Consider the following 14899-nt stretch of genomic DNA (forward strand, 5'->3'; position numbering starts at 1 on the left):
ACAGTCCGCCGGGTGCGCCCCCTTGAGGGGGGAGCGGCGACACGCAGTGCGCCGCTTCGGGGGTGGGCCTAACTCCCGGCGATCTTCATCCGGTCGATGAGGATCGAGCCGGTGGTCTTGGCGCCGTAGTTGTAGGCATCGGCGCCCACCGCCTGGATGCCCATCAGCATGTCCTTGAGGTTGCCGGCGATGGTGATCTCCTGCACCGGAAACGCGATGCGGCCCTTCTCGACCCAGAAGCCGCTGGCGCCGCGCGAGTAGTCGCCGGTCACGTAGTTCACGCCCTGTCCCATCAGCTCGATCACGAACAGCCCGGTGCCCAGCTTGCGCAGCATCTCGTCGAGGTCGTCGCCGGGCTTCGTCAGACGCGAGCGCAGCGTCAGGTTATGCGAGCCGCCGGCGTTGCCGGTGGTCTTCATGCCCAGCTTGCGGGCCGAGTAGGTGCTGAGAAAATAGCCCTCGAGCCGACCGCCGTCGACGATCTTGCGCGGCCGGGTCGTCACGCCTTCGTCGTCGAAGGGCGCGCTGCCCTTGCCGCGCAGGAGGTGCGGGTCTTCGGCCACGTCGATGTGCTGGGGCAGCACCGGCTTGCCGAGCGAATCGAGCAGGAAGGTGCTCTTGCGGTAGAGCGCGCCGCCGCTGGTGGCCTGCACCAGGCCGCCCAGCAGGCCGGCGGCCAGCGGCGACTCGAACAGCACGGGGCACTGCGTCGTCTTGATCTTGCGCGACTTCAGGCGCGACAGCGCACGCTCCGCGGCATAGCGGCCCACCGATGCGGGGCTGGCCAGTTCGTCGGCCGAGCGCATGGAGCTGTACCAGGCGTCGCGCTGCATGTCGTCGCCCTTGCCGGCGATCGGTGCGACTGAGATGGAATGCCGCGAGCTGGCATAGCCGCCGCGGAAGCCGTGCGTGTGGGCGCTGAAGAAGTGGCTCTGCTGGGCCGAGACGCCGGCGCCTTCGCTGTTGGTGATGCGCTTGTCGGTCGACAGGGCCGCAGCCTCGCATTCGAGCGCCAGCGTGGCGGCGCGCTCGCTGTCGATGTCCCAGGGGTGGAACAGGTCGAGATCGGGCTGCTCGCGCACGATGTCGGCCTCGTCGGGCAGTCCACCGACCGGGTCTTCGGCGGTGAAGCGTGCGATGTCGTAGGCAGCCTGCACCGTCTGGGCGATGGCGGCCTCGGAGAAATCGGAGGTGCTCGCGTTGCCGCGGCGGTTGCCGACGTACACCGTGATCCCCAGCGACTTGTCGCGGTTGCGCTCGACGTTCTCCAGTTCCCCCTTGCGCACCGACACGCTCAGGCCGCAGCCCTCGGAGGCCTCGGCCCCCGCGTCGGTGGCGCCCAGCTTCTTGGCATGCGCCAAGGCGGAGTCGACCAGGTTTTCGAAGAAAGAGCGGCTGTACGCAAAGCCGGACGCGGGGCGCGTGGAGGATGTCGTCATGTGTTGGCTATGATACTTGGCCCCCTGTTCTCCTCTCTCGCGCGGTCCTTTGCGGCCCAGGATCTCCCGATGTCCCGCAAACCCAAAAAAGGCTACTACGTCCGTGGCGAATTCGTTGCCGAAGGCAGCGAACTCGACCTGGAGCTCAAACGCGAGCTCAAGGGCACCGACGACGCCAGCAAGACCGACCTCAAGCGCGAAAGCGCCGAGCTGCAGAAGCTCGGTGAAGACCTGCTCGGTCTGCGCGCCGGCCTGTTCGACCAGCTGCCGCTCGGCGAGAAGCTGGTCGACGCGATCGTCGAGGCGCGCCGCATCACCAATTTCGAAGGCAAGCGCCGCCAGATGCAGTTCATCGGCAAGCTGATGCGCGCGCTCGACCCCGAGGTGCTCGACGCCGTGCGCAGCGCGCTCGACGAACAGCACAGCGGACCCGCCGAGGAAACCGCCATGCTGCACGAGGCCGAGCGCTGGCGCGACCGGCTCATCGCCGACGACGACGCGCTCGGCGGCTGGATAGAAACCCATCCCGACACCGACAGCCAGCAGCTGCGCGCCCTGGTGCGTCAGGCCCGCAAGGACATCAAGGCCGGCAAGCCCGGCGAAGCACCGCGCCAGGGCAAGTCCTACCGCGAGGTGTTCCAGCTGGTGCGCGCGCAACTGGCCGCCCACGCAGGCAGCGACCGTGCGGCCGAAGCCAGCGAGGAATCGCGGGAGCGCGACGCGTGAACGACACGTTCGACCCCGTCCACATCGGCATCGTCTCGGTCAGCGACCGCGCCTCCACCGGCGTGTACGAAGACAAGGGCCTGCCCGCGCTGAAGGACTGGCTGACCCGCGCCCTGCGCAACCCGATCGACTTCGAGGCGCGGCTGATCCCCGACGAGCAGGCCGGCATCAGCGCCACGCTGATCGAGCTGGTCGACGCCGGCTGCGCGCTGGTGCTCACCACCGGCGGCACCGGCCCCGCCCTGCGCGACGTCACGCCCGAGGCGACGCTGGCCGTGGCGCACAAGGAAATGCCGGGCTTTGGCGAGCAGATGCGGCAGATCAGCCTGCGCTTCGTGCCGACGGCGATCCTGTCGCGCCAGGTCGCGGTGATTCGCGACCGCGCGCTGATCCTCAACCTGCCGGGCCAGCCCAAGGCCATCGCGGAGACGCTCGAAGGCCTGAAGAACGCCGACGGCTCGCAGGCCGTGCCGGGCATCTTCGCGGCCGTGCCCTACTGCATCGACCTGATCGGCGGGCCGTACCTCGAGACGGACGACGCCGTCTGCAAGGCCTTCCGGCCGAAGTCGGCGATCCGCCCGGCCCGCGCCTGAAACACACCGGAAACGCGCGCTCTTAACACGGCGCGCTCCCCGTGGAAATCCCGACGCTGCACTGCAGCAGAGTGCGGCATAGTCGCGGCCTGCCTGCGCGCCGGCATGTCCCGCGCGCAGTCTTTTTCAAAACAGGAGACACCGCATGAAGTTGAACCGACTGGCCGCTGGCCTGGTTCTGGGAATGGGCCTGGCCTGCGCCGCGTTCGCGCAGACCACCATGAAGATCAGCATCTCGACCGCGCAGAACTCGCACCAGGGCGTCGCCATCGACACCTTCGCCAAGGAAGTCGCGACCCGCACCGGCGGCCGCTACAAGGTCGAGACCTTCTACAACGGCGCACTCGGCGGCGAACGCGAATCCATCGAGGCGGTTCAGCTCGGCACGCAGGAGCTGGCCTTCTCGTCGACCGGCCCCGTCCCCAACTTCGTGCCCGAGACGAAGATCCTCGATGTGCCCTTCCTGTTCCGCGACAAGGCGCACGCCCGCGCGGTGCTCGACGGCCCGATCGGCCAGGACCTGCTGGCCAAGTTCGACGCCAAGGGTTTCAAGGCACTGGCCTGGGGCGAGAACGGCTTCCGCCACATGACCAACAGCAAGCGCGACGTGAAGGCGCCCGAGGACCTCAAGGGCCTGAAGATGCGCACCATGGAGAACCCGGTGCACATCGCGGCGTACAAGGGCCTGGGCATCATCACGACGCCGATGGCCTTCCCGGAGGTCTTCACCGCCTTGCAACAGGGCACGGTCGACGGCCAGGAGAACCCGCTGCCGGTGATCATGTCGGCCAAGTTCTCGCAGGTGCAGAAGCACCTGTCGCTGACGGGCCACGTGTACTCGCCCTGCATCTTCGTCATGAACAAGGCGTCGTTCGACAAGCTCAGCGCCGCCGACAAGACCGCGTTCCTCGAGGCCGCGAAGGTGGCCGTGAAGGCCAACCGCGACCGCGTCGACCAGGACGATGCCAACGGCGTGAAGGAACTGCGCGCCCAGGGCATGACCGTGATCGAGAACGTCGACAAGGCGAAGTTCGTCGCCATGCTGGCGCCCGTCAACGCCGACTTCGAGAAGCAGTTCGGCAAGGCCAACCTCGACAAGATCCGCGATGTGAAGTGATGCCCGGGCCGCCGTCCCGCACGGGATGGCACCGGGGCCCGCCGCAGCTTTCGGCGGGCTTTTTTGTTTTTGAGAACGGCGTAGAGATGAAAGATAAATTCCTTGGCCTGGAGCGCTGGACGACCGGCGCGTCCATGGTGCTCGCCTGCGCGATGCTGGTCATCGCCTCCTCGCTCGGCGTGTTCCAGATCGTCACCCGTTTCGTGCTCGAGCGGCCTGCCGAGTGGAGCGAGATCCTCATCCGGGTCAGCCTGATCTGGATGGTCTTCCTGGGCATCCCGATGGCATTCCGCCAGGGCGCCATGGTGAGCGTCGACGTGCTCTACCGCTGGAGCCCGCCGCGCTTTCGCCGCGTGCTGGACGCGGTGGTGAGCCTCGCCGCACTCACGCTGATGTTGATCATCCTCTGGTACGGCTGGGACTACGCGATGCGCGGCCGCGTGCAGTCGATGGCGGGCTTGGAGAGCCTGTCGATGGTCTGGGCCTACCTCGCGCTGCCCGTCGGCGCCGTCTTTTCCCTGTTCGGCATCGCCGGCAATTTTCTCGATCCGAAGCGGCTCGAACTGGAGACCGCGCAATGACGCCCATGATGGTTGGCACGATGGTGCTGTGCTTCGCACTGTCGGTCTCTGTCGCCGTCTCGATCGGCCTCGCCTCGATCGTGGGCATGCAGGTCAACGGCGCCAACATGCTGATCTCCGCCAAGGAGATCTTCAACTCGATCAACAAGTTTCCGCTAGCGGCGATCCCCTTCTTCATCCTGGCCGGCAACCTCATGGAAACCGGCGGCATCTCGCGCCGCCTGGTGGAGTTCGCCAAGAGCATCGTGGGCGGCGTGCAGGGCGGCCTGCCGATGACCTGCGTGCTCACCTGCATGATCTTCGCGGCGGTGTCGGGCTCGTCGGTGGCCACCACCTTCGCCATCGGCGCCATCCTGATCCCCGCGCTCATCAAGCACGGCTACCCCACCTCGTACGCCGCCGCGCTGCAGGCCACCAGCGCCGAGCTGGGCGTGATCATCCCGCCATCGATCCCGATGATCCTGTACGGCGTGAGCGCCGAGGTGTCGATCGGCGAACTGTTCATCGCCGGCTTCGGCCCGGGCATCCTGATCAGCCTGGCGCTGATGCTCTTCGTGTGGGTCTACTGCAAGTTCAAGGGCTGGGGCAAGAACGACGGCGAGGGCCGCATGCCCTTCGGCCGCGCCCTGTGGCAGGCCGGCTGGGCACTGCTGATGCCGGTGATCATCCTCGGCGGCATCTACGGCGGCGTCTTCACGCCCACCGAGGCATCGGCCGTGGCCGTGTTCTACGCGCTGGTCGTCGGCATGGTGATCTACCGCGAGATCAAGGTCACCGACCTGTTCGTGATCCTGCGCAAGTCGGTGCTGTCGTCGGCGGTGATCATGTTCATCATCGCCAACGCCGGGCTGTTCGCCTTCCTGATCACGCGCGCGGGCGTGCCCGACGCCATCGGCCGCTGGCTCGAGCAGGTGCTGCAGTCGCCCGCCATGTTCCTGCTGGGCGTGAACGCGGCGCTGTTCGTCATCGGCATGTTCATCGAAACCAGTGCGGCCATCATCGTGCTCGCGCCCATCCTGGCGCCGGTGGCGATGCACTTCGGCATCGACCCGGTGCACTTCGGGCTGATCATGGTGGTCAACCTGGCGCTCGGCATGATCACGCCGCCCTTCGGCGTGAACCTGTTCGCGGCCTGCACCGTGGCGCGAATATCCCTGGACCGCATCGTGAAGGACCTGATCCCCTTCGTGGGGGTGGTGCTCGGCTGCCTGATGCTGATCACCTACTTCCCGGCGATCTCCCTCACGCTGCGCGACCTGGTCTACGCGAAATAGTGCACGGGCGTGACAGTGGCCTTCATGCCGCTGTCACGCCCAGCCCCGATGCTGGCGAGTCCTATCCTCCGCCCGGCATCCGATGTTCTTCAGCAAGACCGACAAGGCCCGCGACGAATTGCGCCCCGGCCGCCGCACGCTGACGCAGCGCGAGCGCGCCGTGCTGCTGATGGCCGACGGCCAGCGCTCGGTGACCGACTTCGTGCCGCTCTTCACCGACCGGGACGAGGCGCTGCGCGTGGCGCGCCACCTGTTGCACGAGGGGTATCTGCACGCGCCGGACGAGCGGCTCGACGCACCAGCCGTCGTCGTCGCGGAGGTGCCCGAGCCGTCGGCGCCCGCTGTGCCCGCCACCGCATCGGCCGACCCTTTCGACGGCAAGCCGTCGCTGGCCACCACGCGCATGTTCCTGTTCGACCTGTGCGAGCGCATGTTCGCGCGGCGCGACCCCGCGATGGCGCAGGTCCTGCGAGACACGCTGCGCGAGGCGCGCGACCGCCCCTCCATGCTGGCCGTCGCCGACACGATGCTCGCGGAGATCCGCCAGGCCGCTGGCGACGAGCGCGCCGACGCCATCCGTGATCGCATTGCCAGGTTGTTGCCAGCCGAAACGGTGCACTGAGCCCGCGCCGATCCACTACACTCACCCGGTCAGGAGAGTGCCCGCAACGGGCCGCCGAAGGCGCAGGATCCATCCGAACGCTCAGGTACCAAGGACTGACGAGGCGCCCGTTCACCCGGGCGTTTCCTTGCTGGAGAGAGGTCGGTAGTCCATCGCGACACGCCGGCCCACCGAAGGAGCAAACCCTAAGCCTTTGACGAGGCGGGGCGAATCTCTCAGGTAGAGCGGACAGCAGGGGTGGCCCATGACTTGCGTCGTGGATTCCGTCTGCCCCTTGTTTTGGAGAGCGCCCATGGCTGCTTCCGACGATTCGCTTCCGCTCCAGAAGACCCCGCTGCACGCCCTGCACGTCGAACTCGGCGCCCGCATGGTGCCCTTCGCCGGCTACTCGATGCCCGTGCAGTACCCCGCCGGCCTGATGGCCGAGCACAAGCACACCCGCACGGCCGCCGGCCTGTTCGACATCTCGCACATGGGCCAGCTGCGCCTGGTCGGCCCCGACGCCGCCGCGGCCTTCGAGACGCTGATGCCGGTCGACGTGGTCGACCTGGCGCCCGGCAAGCAGCGCTACGGCCTGCTGCTGAACGATGCCGGCGGCATCCTCGACGACCTGATGTTCTTCAACGAAGGCCACGACTCGCTCTTCGTCATCGTCAACGGCGCCTGCAAGGTGGCCGACCTGGCGCACATCCAGGCTCGCATCGGCGCGCGCTGCGACGTGCAGCCGATGCCCGACCACGCGCTGCTCGCGCTGCAGGGCCCGCAGGCCGCCGCCACGCTGGCGCGGCTGTCGCCTGGCGTCGAGCGCTTCGTCTTCATGACGGGCGGCGCGGTGCAGATCGGCGACAAGGACGTGAAGATCCCGGCCTTCGTCACCCGCAGCGGCTACACCGGCGAAGACGGCTTCGAGATCTCGGTGAAGGCCGACGACGCCGAGGCGCTGGCCCGCCTGCTGCTGGCGCAGCCCGAGGTGCAGCCGATCGGCCTGGGCGCGCGCAACTCGCTGCGGCTGGAAGCGGGCCTGTGCCTCTACGGCCACGACATCGACGAGACGACCACGCCGGTCGAGGCCTCGCTCAACTGGGCGATCCAGAAGGTGCGCCGCACCGGTGGCGCGCGGGCCGGCGGTTTTCCCGGTGCCGACAAGGTGCTGGCCCAGCTGGCGGCCGCAGCGTCGGGCGCGGCGGGCATCGCCGACCACGACACGCTCAAGCGCCGCCGCGTCGGCCTGGTCGCGCTGGAACGCATCCCGGTGCGCGACGGCACGCCGCTCGAGTCCTTCGAGGGTGCCGCCATCGGCCAGGTGACCAGCGGCCTGCTCGGGCCGACGGCCGACCGGCCGATCGCCATGGGCTATGTCGCCACCGCGTATGCGGAGCCGGGCACCCGCATCCAGGCCATCGTGCGTGGCAAGCCAGTGCCGATGGAGGTCACCACCCTGCCCTTCGTGCCGACCCGATACTACCGAGGCTGATTTCTTTTTCATCCCTTTTCAGGAGCCCCCATGAGCACCAAATTCACCAAGGACCACGAGTGGGTCCAGGCCACCGGCAGCGACGCGATCGTCGGCATCACCGTGCATGCGCAGGACGCGCTGGGCGACGTCGTGTTCGTCGATCTGCCGGACGTCGGCAAGACCTTCGCGCAGGGCGAAGTCGCCGGCGTCGTCGAGTCGGTCAAGGCCGCGGCCGACGTGTTCATGCCCGTCTCGGGCGAAATCACCGAAGTCAACGAAGCCCTGCGCGCCGACCCCTCGCTCGCCAACAGCGACCCATTGGCCGCCGGCTGGTTCTTCAAGGTCAAGCTGAGCGACCCGCTGCAGCTCGACACCCTGCTCGACGCGGCCGACTACGACAAGTTCGCCGCCGAAAGCTGATCCGCCTTTCTTCCTCGCCCCCATCGCTTCATTCCCATGCCGACGCCATCCTTCCCCACCCTGCGCGAACTCGAGAACGCCGACGAATTCATCGCCCGTCACATCGGCATCGAACCGGCCGACGAGGCGCGCATGCTGCCGGTCATCGGCTCGGCCACGCGCGAGGAACTGATCGACGGCATCGTGCCGCCGGCCATCCGCCGTACGCGGCCGATGCGCTTGCCCGCGCCGGTGAGCGAGGCCGACGCACTGGCCGAACTGAAGAAGATGGCGGCGAAGAACACGGTGGCGCGCAACTTCATCGGCCAGGGCTACTACGGCACCCACACACCTGGCGTGATCCTGCGCAACATCCTCGAGAACCCCGCCTGGTACACGGCCTACACGCCCTACCAGGCCGAGATCTCGCAGGGCCGCATGGAGGCGCTGGTCAACTTCCAGACCATGGTCTGCGACCTGACCGGCATGGCGATCGCCAACGCGTCGATGCTCGACGAAGCGACGGCCGCGGCCGAGGCCATGACGCTCGCCAAGCGCAGCGTGAAGTCCAAAAGCAACATCTTCCTGGTGGCCGGCGATTGCCACCCGCAGACCATCGAAGTGCTGCGCACGCGCGCTGCCCCCCTGGGCATCGAGATCAAGGTGAGCACTGCGTCCGAAACGCTGCCGCACCTCATGACCAGCGGCGACTTCTTCGGTGTGCTGGCGCAGTACCCCGGCACCACCGGCCAGGTGCACGACCTGCGTCCGCTGGCCGGCCATGCGCATGCCTGCGACGCCGCGCTGTGCGTGGCGGCCGACCTGCTGGCGCTGACGCTGCTGGCGCCCCCCGGCGAATGGGACGCCGACATCGTCTGCGGCACCACCCAACGCTTCGGCATGCCGATGTGCAACGGCGGCCCGCACGCCGCCTACCTGGCCTGCCGCGATGCGTTCAAGCGCTCACTGCCGGGCCGGCTGGTCGGCGTGAGCGTCGACGTGCACGGTTCGCCCGCCTACCGCCTCGCGCTGCAGACGCGCGAACAGCACATCCGCCGCGAGAAGGCCACGTCGAACATCTGCACGGCGCAGGTGCTGCCGGCCGTCGTCGCGAGCATGTACGCCGTGTACCACGGCCCGGCCGGCCTCACGCGCATCGCGCAGCGGGTGGCAGCGCTCACCGGCATCCTGGCCGCGGGCCTCGAGCAGATGGGCCGCGAGCTGGTCAACACCACCGCCTTCGATTCGCTGACCGTGAAGAGCGGCGACGACACCGCCGCCATCCTCGCGCACGCGAACACGGCCGGCGTCAACCTGCGCCATCGGCTGCAGCAGCACCTGGGCATCTCGCTCGACGAGACGACGACGCGCGCCGACATCGAGACGCTGTGGGCGCTGTTCGTGCCCACCGGCACGCCGATGCCGCGCTTCGAGGAGCTGGCCGACACCGCCCCGGTGCGCATTCCGGACGACCTGCGCCGCACCTCGGCCTTCCTCACGCACCCGGTGTTCAACACGCACAAGAGCGAGACGGCGATGCTGCGCTACATCCGCAGCCTCTCCGACAAGGACCTGGCGCTCGACCGCAGCATGATCCCGCTGGGCAGCTGCACCATGAAGCTCAACGCGACCAGCGAGATGATCCCGATCACCTGGCCCGAGTTCGCGAACATCCACCCCTTCGCGCCGGCCGACCAGTTGCAGGGCTACGCCGAGCTCGACCAGCAGCTGCGCGACTGGCTCTGCGAAGCCACGGGCTACGCCGGCATCAGCCTGCAGCCCAACGCCGGCTCGCAGGGCGAGTACGCCGGCCTGCTGGCGATCAAGGCCTTCCATGTGTCCAAGGGCGAAGGCCAGCGCAACATCTGCCTGATCCCGTCGTCGGCGCACGGCACCAACCCGGCCAGCGCGCAGATGGCCGGCATGCAGGTGGTCGTGACCGCCTGCGACGCGCAAGGGAACGTCGACCTCGACGACCTGAAGCGCGCCTGCGAGAAGCACAGCGCGAACCTCGCCGCAGTGATGATCACGTACCCGAGCACGCACGGCGTGTTCGAGACCCGCGTGAAGGAACTCTGCGAGCTGGTGCATGCGCATGGCGGCCGCGTGTACGTCGACGGCGCCAACATGAACGCGCTGGTCGGCGTGGCTGCCCCGGGCGAGTTCGGCGGCGACGTGAGCCACCTGAACCTGCACAAGACCTTCTGCATCCCCCACGGCGGCGGCGGCCCCGGCGTCGGCCCGGTGTGCGTGGTGGAAGACCTCGTGCCCTTCCTGCCGGGCCATGCGACGGCCGGTGTCGGTGGGCACGACGTCGGCGCCGTGTCTGCAGCGCCGCTGGGCAACGCCGCGGTGTTGCCGATCAGCTGGATGTACTGCCGCATGATGGGCGCGGCCGGGCTGCAGGCCGCGACCGAGACGGCGATCCTCTCGGCCAACTACATCAGCGCGCGCCTGAAGGACCACTACCCTACGCTCTACGCGAGCCCGAACGGGCATGTCGCGCACGAGTGCATCCTCGACCTGCGACCCATCAAGGACCGCTGCGGCGTCACCGCCGAGGACGTCGCCAAGCGCCTGATCGACTACGGCTTCCACGCGCCCACGCTGAGCTTCCCGGTGCCCGGCACGCTGATGGTGGAGCCGACCGAGAGCGAGCCGCTGGCCGAGCTCGACCGCTTCATCGACGCGATGATCGCCATCCGCGGCGAGATCCGCCGGGTGGAGGAAGGCGTGTGGCCGAAGGAGGACAACCCGCTCAAGCACGCGCCGCACACCGCCGCCAGCCTGATGAGCACCGAGTGGACCCACCCCTACTCGCGCGAGCTCGGTGCCTACCCGCTGGCCGCCCTCAAGCAGGCCAAGTACTGGTCGCCGATCGGCCGCGTCGACAACGTCTACGGCGACCGCAACCTGTTCTGCAGCTGCGTGCCGGTGGACGCGTACACGACGAGCTGATCGCGGCGGCACAATCGATGTTTCCCATTCCAAGGAGAGACATCGATGAGTGAAACGAAGCAGCCCCTCGACGGGCAGATCGCCTGGGTCACCGGCGGCGGCAGCGGCATCGGACTGGCCGGCGCCATCGACCTGGCGAAGGCCGGTTGCCAGGTCGTGATCTCCGGGCGCGAAGCGGCCAAGCTCGACGCCGCGATCGCCGACGCCGAGGCCAAGGGCGCACCGCGGGGCAGCATCACGGCGATGGCGCTCGACGTGGGCGACCGCCCCGCCGTCGACGCCGTGGCCGCCGCCATCGAGGCGCGGCACGGCGGCGTCGACATCCTGGTCAACAGCGCCGGTGTCAACTTCCCCAAGCGCTTCTGGAGCGAGACCGACGGCGACACCTTCGCCAAGGTGGTCAACATCAACCTCAACGGCGCGACCTTCTGCACGCTGGCGGTGCTCAAGGGCATGCAGGCGCGGCGCCGCGGCACGGTGATCAACATCGCGTCCTTCGCCGGCTGGCACCAGAGCTACCTCACCGGCCCGGCCTACGTGGCAAGCAAGGCGGGCCTCACGGCCATGACGCACAACTTCAACATCGAGCAATGCGTGCACGGCCTGCGCGCCACGGCCGTGTGCCCGGGCGAAGTGGCCACGCCGATCCTGAAGAAGCGCCCGGTGGAACCGAGCGCCGAGGACAAGGCGCTGATGCTGCAGGAGGAAGACATGGGCCGCACCATCCGCTTCATCGCCGAGATGCCGCCGCACGTGTGCATCAACGAGCTGGTGATCGCGCCGGTGCACAACCGCATCTACATCGGCGGCAGCGAGCTGCAGCGCCGCTGACGGGGACGCCGCGCGCTCAGTTCGGTAGAGCCGCCGCCCAGGCCATCACCTCGGGCAGCGGTGCCGGCCGCGCGAACAGGTAGCCCTGCACCAGCCGGCAATCCAGCAGGGTCAGCACTTCCAGCTCGGCCCTGGTTTCGACGCCCTCGGCCACGACGAGGATGTCGAGCGAGTTGCCCAGCTGCACGATCGAATTGACCAGCACCGCGTTGCCGGGCGAGGTTTCCAGCCCGTCGATGAAGCTGCGGTCGATCTTGACCTGCCGCACGTAGTCGCTGCGCAGCGAGGCCAGCGACGAATAGCCCACGCCGAAGTCGTCGACGGCGATCGCCACGCCCGCGGCCGACAGCGCGCTCAGGCGGCCGCGCGTGGCCTGCGTATCGAGGGCGACCTCTTCGGTGATCTCGATCTGCAGCCGGCAGGTGGCGATGCCGCGCGCCGCCAGCGTCCCCAGCACGATCTCGTCGACCGCCAGCTGGGCCATCTCGCGCGGCGACACGTTCATGGCCACCGGCACGCCGGCCAGGGGCGAACCGGGCGCATCGAGCTGCGCCATGGCCCGGCAGATTTCATCCAGGATGTAGCGCAGCAGGTTCTCGGCGATGCCGGTGCTGGCGGCTGCAAACACCACGTGTTCAGGCGAGATGCGGCCATGCCGGGGATGCGTCCAGCGGATCAGCGCCTCCAGGCTGTGGACGCGTCCGTTCTGGCGCTCCAGGATCGGCTGGTACCACAGCTCGATGCTGCGCGACTGGATCGCTCCCAGCAGGTCGCGCTCCACTTCGCGGCGTGTGGCCAGTTGCAGGTTCAGCGCCTCGTCGACCACCTGGTAACGGTTGCGGCCGGCCCGCTTGGCTTCGTAGAGCGCCTCGTCGACGACGCTGATCAGGTCGGTGAACGCCAGCGCGTCCGCTGCCTGGAACTTCAGGACACCGATGCTCACCCCCAGGTGTCCACCGTAGTGCGAGGTGGCGAAGGGGATGGAACGGATCAGGGCCTCGGCCAGCTTCTCCGGCGTCGTCAGCCCGCCCGGGCTGTACAGGATGGCGAACTCGTCGCCGCCCCATCGACCCGCCACCGCCTGCAGGCCGTCGAGCTCGTTGGTCAGCCAGCGGGCCACGTCCTCCAGGACCCGGTCGCCGACCTTGTGGCCGAAGACGTCGTTGACGGTCTTGAACCCGTCCAGGTCGAGCAGCATGAGGCAGTGCGACTGCTGCGGATGTTCGGCCAGATGGGCAGCCACAGCCTGGGTGAAGCCTTCGCGGTTGAGCAGCCCGGTGAGAAAGTCGTGCGACGCCCGGCGGGCCAGCGCCTGCGTCGACGCCTGCAGCGACTGGTGCGCCTGGTGCAGCCGTGCCGCGAGTTCGGTGGCCTCGTTCTTGAGCCGGCTGCCGGCGCGGAAGGCCTTCTCGCTCACCAGCGAGCCGCGGGTGAGGCCGACGAAGTACAGCAGCACCATCGCGGCCAGGCTCACGTTCTCGAAACCGCCGGCGATCACCAGCGACACCATCACCGAGAGCAGCGTCGGCAGGATGAAGCTCAGCGGTGCCAGGGCATAGGCGCTGCTGTAGGTGACGGCGCCCGCGCAGGTGCCGCAGACGATCGTCAGGTAGAACACCGTCTGCGGCGAGGTGTAGCCGTCGCACAGAAAGCTCACCAGGGCCCACACGCAGCCCGAGACGCCGGCGGCGATGGCCGTCAACCGCAGCTGCCATTCGACCCAGTGGGCATTGGCCAGGCCGGTATCGCCGCCCTGCGCCGCCGTGGCGGCCGAGCGCTCGAGCAGGCGGCGGCTGGTGACGATGCGCACCACGCTGACCGTCAGCGTCAGCATCAGCCAGGAGAGACCCATGGCCGGGCGGCCCGACTTGATCGCCACCAGTGCCGCGGTGCAGCTGAGCACGATGTTGATCGGCATGGCCGCCAGCACGCTGCGCCGCACCGACACCAGCTGGTCGACGCGAACCATGCGCGCCAGAAGCAGGTGGTCGGCCGAGGCGATGGGCGGCAAGGAAGGCGCGCTGTGGTTCATGAACGGGGCAGACCGGCGCCAGCGCAGGGCCGCGGTCGAGACAGGAGGACCCGCCGGAGTGTACAGAGCGATTCCTACAGTGCGTCCGGGCGCCTCACCGGTTCACAGCACGACCCAGGTCGGCGCATGGTCGCTCGCACCGGCGCGCCCGCGGACGTCGCGGTCGACGCCGGCGTCCTGCAGCCGTGACGCCAGGTCGGCACTCAGCAGCAGGTGATCGATGCGCAGGCCGGCGTTGCGCGGCCATCGGTTGCGCCAGTAGTCCCAGTAGGTGTAGATGCGCTCGCCGGGGTGGCGGGCACGCAGTGCATCGGTCCAGCCCTGCTCGAGCAGACGCGCGAAGGCATCGCGGGCGGCCGGCTGCAGCAAGGCGTCGTCGCGCCAGGACGCCGGGTTGTAGATGTCGACGTCGGTCGGCACGACGTTGTAGTCGCCGGCCAGCACCACCGGCAGGCCGCAGCCGAACAGCCGCTTCGCATGCGCATTGAAGTGCTCGAACCACGCCAGCTTGTAGTCGAACTTCGGGCCGGGCTGCGGATTGCCGTTGGGCAGGTAGAGGCAGCCGATGACGATGCCGTCGACCACGGCCTCGAGGTAGCGGCTCTGCGGGTCGTCCTCGAAGCCCGGCAGGCCGCGGCCGGTCTCGATCGGCTCGCGACCCCGGGCGAGGATCGCCACGCCGTTCCACGACCGCTGCCCGTGCCACACCACGCCGTAGCCGGCGGCCCGGATCGCCTCGGCCGGGAAGTTGGCGTCGGGCGACTTCAGCTCCTGCAGGCAGGCCACGTCGGGCTTCGATTCGGCCAGCCATTCCAGCAGCCGGGGCAGGCGACCATTCACGCCATTGACGTTGAAGGTCGCGATCTTCATG

13 protein-coding genes and 2 riboswitches are annotated in these 14899 nt (G+C 68.6%); of the genes, 10 read left to right on the forward strand and 3 right to left on the reverse strand.

Annotated elements, in window-relative coordinates:
• Positions 1 to 68 precede the first annotated feature (68 nt).
• Positions 69 to 1439: a metalloprotease PmbA gene (gene pmbA / locus QTH86_RS06975; RefSeq protein WP_286645400.1), complete on the reverse strand. Its 1371-nt coding sequence runs from the start codon at positions 1437 to 1439 to the stop codon at positions 69 to 71.
• A gap of 69 nt (positions 1440 to 1508) precedes the next feature.
• Here pmbA and yjgA point away from each other — a divergent pair, with 69 nt between their 5' ends.
• The 10 genes from yjgA (at position 1509) to QTH86_RS07025 (ending at position 11996) form a co-directional block, all read left to right on the forward strand.
• A complete protein-coding gene (yjgA, locus tag QTH86_RS06980; RefSeq protein ID WP_286645399.1) occupies positions 1509 to 2165 on the forward strand; it encodes a ribosome biogenesis factor YjgA in 657 nt (218 codons plus the stop codon).
• Positions 2162 to 2758 carry a molybdopterin adenylyltransferase gene (mog, locus tag QTH86_RS06985; RefSeq protein ID WP_286645398.1) on the forward strand — a complete coding sequence of 199 codons (597 nt, stop codon included), beginning with the start codon at positions 2162 to 2164 and terminating at the stop codon, positions 2756 to 2758. Before yjgA ends, mog begins: the two co-directional genes overlap by 4 nt.
• A 145-nt stretch (positions 2759 to 2903) precedes the next feature.
• Positions 2904 to 3875: a TRAP transporter substrate-binding protein gene (locus QTH86_RS06990; protein ID WP_286645397.1), complete on the forward strand. Its 972-nt coding sequence runs from the start codon at positions 2904 to 2906 to the stop codon at positions 3873 to 3875.
• An 86-nt stretch (positions 3876 to 3961) separates the two neighbouring features.
• Complete coding sequence (locus QTH86_RS06995) at positions 3962 to 4456, forward strand: TRAP transporter small permease (protein ID WP_286645396.1); 495 nt, start codon at positions 3962 to 3964, stop codon at positions 4454 to 4456.
• Positions 4453 to 5730, forward strand: coding sequence for a TRAP transporter large permease (locus tag QTH86_RS07000; RefSeq protein ID WP_286645395.1), 1278 nt, complete (start codon positions 4453 to 4455; stop codon positions 5728 to 5730). The genes QTH86_RS06995 and QTH86_RS07000 overlap by 4 nt, the downstream gene beginning before the upstream one ends.
• An 82-nt stretch (positions 5731 to 5812) precedes the next feature.
• On the forward strand, positions 5813 to 6352 hold the full coding sequence (locus QTH86_RS07005; protein ID WP_286645394.1) for a hypothetical protein: 540 nt from the start codon (positions 5813 to 5815) through the stop codon (positions 6350 to 6352).
• 20 nt (positions 6353 to 6372) lie between these two features.
• Positions 6373 to 6460: riboswitch (glycine riboswitch) on the forward strand.
• A 12-nt stretch (positions 6461 to 6472) separates the two neighbouring features.
• Positions 6473 to 6594: riboswitch (glycine riboswitch) on the forward strand.
• 50 nt (positions 6595 to 6644) lie between these two features.
• The gene (gene gcvT, locus QTH86_RS07010) at positions 6645 to 7826 is read left to right on the forward strand and encodes a glycine cleavage system aminomethyltransferase GcvT (protein WP_286645393.1); all 1182 of its coding nucleotides are present in this window, start codon (positions 6645 to 6647) and stop codon (positions 7824 to 7826) included.
• 30 nt (positions 7827 to 7856) lie between these two features.
• Positions 7857 to 8228, forward strand: coding sequence for a glycine cleavage system protein GcvH (gene gcvH / locus QTH86_RS07015; protein WP_286645392.1), 372 nt, complete (start codon positions 7857 to 7859; stop codon positions 8226 to 8228).
• 36 nt (positions 8229 to 8264) lie between these two features.
• Positions 8265 to 11165, forward strand: a complete 2901-nt coding sequence (gcvP, locus tag QTH86_RS07020; RefSeq protein ID WP_286645391.1) for an aminomethyl-transferring glycine dehydrogenase — start codon at positions 8265 to 8267, stop codon at positions 11163 to 11165.
• A 45-nt stretch (positions 11166 to 11210) separates the two neighbouring features.
• Positions 11211 to 11996, forward strand: coding sequence for an SDR family oxidoreductase (locus tag QTH86_RS07025; protein ID WP_286645390.1), 786 nt, complete (start codon positions 11211 to 11213; stop codon positions 11994 to 11996).
• Positions 11997 to 12012: 16 nt separating this feature from the next.
• On the opposite strand, the gene QTH86_RS07030 is transcribed toward QTH86_RS07025, so the two are convergent.
• Together QTH86_RS07030 and QTH86_RS07035 are read right to left on the reverse strand one after the other, a co-directional pair.
• On the reverse strand, positions 12013 to 14007 hold the full coding sequence (locus tag QTH86_RS07030; RefSeq protein WP_286649415.1) for a putative bifunctional diguanylate cyclase/phosphodiesterase: 1995 nt from the start codon (positions 14005 to 14007) through the stop codon (positions 12013 to 12015).
• A gap of 123 nt (positions 14008 to 14130) precedes the next feature.
• Positions 14131 to 14898, reverse strand: a complete 768-nt coding sequence (locus QTH86_RS07035; protein ID WP_286645388.1) for an exodeoxyribonuclease III — start codon at positions 14896 to 14898, stop codon at positions 14131 to 14133.
• Between the last annotated feature and the right edge of the window lies 1 nt (position 14899).

This window comes from Variovorax sp. J2L1-78, from assembly GCF_030317205.1.
GTDB classification, from domain to species: Bacteria; Pseudomonadota; Gammaproteobacteria; order Burkholderiales; family Burkholderiaceae_C; genus Variovorax; species Variovorax arabinosiphilus.

Coding starts and splice junctions, on each gene's coding strand:
- gcvP (WP_286645391.1), top strand. CDS start 8,265: ATGCCGACGCCATCCTTCCCCACCCTGCGCGAACTCGAGAACGCCGAC.
- gcvH (WP_286645392.1), top strand. CDS start 7,857: ATGAGCACCAAATTCACCAAGGACCACGAGTGGGTCCAGGCCACCGGC.
- yjgA (WP_286645399.1), top strand. CDS start 1,509: ATGTCCCGCAAACCCAAAAAAGGCTACTACGTCCGTGGCGAATTCGTT.
- pmbA (WP_286645400.1), bottom strand. CDS start 1,439: ATGACGACATCCTCCACGCGCCCCGCGTCCGGCTTTGCGTACAGCCGC.
- QTH86_RS07025 (WP_286645390.1), top strand. CDS start 11,211: ATGAGTGAAACGAAGCAGCCCCTCGACGGGCAGATCGCCTGGGTCACC.
- QTH86_RS07000 (WP_286645395.1), top strand. CDS start 4,453: ATGACGCCCATGATGGTTGGCACGATGGTGCTGTGCTTCGCACTGTCG.
- gcvT (WP_286645393.1), top strand. CDS start 6,645: ATGGCTGCTTCCGACGATTCGCTTCCGCTCCAGAAGACCCCGCTGCAC.
- QTH86_RS06995 (WP_286645396.1), top strand. CDS start 3,962: ATGAAAGATAAATTCCTTGGCCTGGAGCGCTGGACGACCGGCGCGTCC.
- QTH86_RS07005 (WP_286645394.1), top strand. CDS start 5,813: ATGTTCTTCAGCAAGACCGACAAGGCCCGCGACGAATTGCGCCCCGGC.
- QTH86_RS07035 (WP_286645388.1), bottom strand. CDS start 14,898: ATGAAGATCGCGACCTTCAACGTCAATGGCGTGAATGGTCGCCTGCCC.
- QTH86_RS06990 (WP_286645397.1), top strand. CDS start 2,904: ATGAAGTTGAACCGACTGGCCGCTGGCCTGGTTCTGGGAATGGGCCTG.